At 77.0% G+C, this 1,622-nt stretch carries 1 protein-coding gene; it reads left to right on the top strand.

Annotated elements, in window-relative coordinates; translation table 11 throughout:
• Positions 1-81 precede the first annotated feature (81 nt).
• On the top strand, positions 82-1,622 hold a 1,541-nt coding region (locus ABT381_RS35695; RefSeq protein WP_351602260.1), incomplete at its 3' end, for a beta-ketoacyl synthase N-terminal-like domain-containing protein.

Genomic DNA, 1,622 nt, shown 5'->3' on the forward strand with positions numbered 1-1,622 from the left:
CGGGGCCGCGGCGGGCCGCGCGCGCCTCCTCGGCCGCGACCGCCGCGGCGCGGGCAGCGCCGGCTCCGCGGAGCCGGCGGCGTGAACGACGACGCGGCCATAGCGGTCATCGGCACCGGCTGCCGTTTCCCCGGCGCCCGCAACTCCAGGGAGTTCCTGCGGAACCTCGCCGCGGGCAGGGTGGCGTTCCGGGAGCTGGACCGGGCGGCCCTGCGCGCGGCCGGGCTGACCGACGAGACCCTGGACGACCCCTCGTACGTGACGACCGCGGCGACGCTGGACGGCGCCGAGGAATTCGCCGCCGAGTTCTTCGGCTACTCACCCACCGAGGCCGAGGCCACCGACCCGCAGCAGCGGCTCTTCCTCGAAGTGAGCTGGGAAGCGCTGGAGTCGGCCGGGCACCCGCCCACCGGCGACCCGCTGGTCACCGGCGTCTTCGCGGGCGGCAGCCCCAGCACGTACATGGCGGCGCTCCAAGTCGCCAGGGCGCGCGCCGACGGCGTGCTGGGCGCGGTGGACGACGTCATGCTGCACCTGGGCGGCCTGGGCGACTTCCTGCCCTCCCGGGTGGCGTACAAGCTGGGCCTGCGCGGTCCGTCCATCGGCGTGCAGACCGCCTGCTCCTCGTCGCTGACCGCGGTGCACTACGCCGTGCTCAGCCTGCTCGCGGGCGAATGCGACCTGGCGCTGGCCGGCGGCGCGGCCGTCAACGAGCCGGTGCTCGGCTACCGGCACCAGCCCGGCGCCCTGGCCTCCCACGACGGCCACTGCCGCCCGTTCGACGCGCGCTCCACCGGTACGTCCTTCAGCTCCGGCGTCGGCGTCGTGGTGCTGCGCCGGCTCTCCGACGCGCTCGCGGACGGCGACCCGGTGCTCGCGGTCCTCCACGGCTCGGCCGTCGGCAACGACGGATCGGCCCGCTCCGGCTTCACCGCACCCAGCCCCGCCGGGCTCGCCGACGTGGTCGCCACCGCGCTCGACGTCGCGGGCGTCCGCGGCGACCAGCTCCGGTACGTCGAGGCACACGGCTCCGGCACCCCGCTCGGCGACCGCATCGAACTGCGCGGCCTGACCCAGGGCCTGGCCGCGCCCGCCGACCGCACCGGCTTCTGCGCCCTGGGCTCGGTCAAGGCCAACATCGGCCACTGCGGGCCCGCCGCGGGCATCGCCGGGCTCATCAAGGCCGTCGAGGTGGCCCGCACGGGCGAGCTGCCCCCGCACCCCGGCTTCGACCGCCCCCGCAGCCCCGGCGAGCTCGCCGACAGCCCCTTCCGCATCACCACCGAGCCCGGCCGCATCACCGAAGGGGACGCGTACGTCCTGGTCAACTCGATGGGCCTGGGCGGTACCAACGCCGGCGTCGTCCTCGGCCCGCCGCCGCGGCCCGTACGCCCCGAGGCACCGGACCGTGACCGGGTACGCCTGGTGCTCTCGGCCCGCGACGACGCCGAACTGCGGGCGCTGTCCGAGGAGTTGGCGGACGAGCTGGAGCGCGGCGGAGCCAGGGCGGCGGATGTCGCCCACACCCTGCGCGTAGGGCGGACCGCGTTCGCGCGGCGCCGGGTGGTGTGCGCCGCGCCGGGCGACCTGCCCGCGGCGCTGCGTGCCCCCGCCGCCGCCAC

It is taken from the genome of Streptomyces sp. NPDC000151 (assembly GCF_040301705.1).
In the GTDB taxonomy this organism is placed as follows: domain Bacteria; phylum Actinomycetota; class Actinomycetes; order Streptomycetales; family Streptomycetaceae; genus Streptomyces.